General features: G+C 79.3%; 1 pseudogene. It reads left to right on the forward strand.

Features of this window, described 5'->3' with window-relative positions:
• Positions 1-227, forward strand: a pseudogene (locus QWY28_RS23955) (hypothetical protein); the annotation flags it as partial.

Here is a 227-nt window from a genome sequence, read left to right on the forward strand (position 1 = left end):
TGGTCGTGCAGGTCGACAAGCGGCCGTCCGGCGGGGAGGTCCGCGTGCACGAGCTGTACGGCGGCAGCTCGGTCGCCGTCGCCGTCGACCCGGCCCGCGCGGAGGTCGCCCGGGCGGCCGGGGCCGCGGCCGCCCGCCGACTGGGCGCGCCGCCGGCGTACGCCCGGGTCGACCTGGTGCTTCTCGACGACGGCTGGGCGGTCGGCGAGCTGGAGCTGATCGAGCCG

The sequence above is a fragment of the Nocardioides oceani genome, assembly GCF_030412965.1.
Classification (GTDB): Bacteria; Actinomycetota; Actinomycetes; order Propionibacteriales; family Nocardioidaceae; genus Nocardioides; species Nocardioides oceani.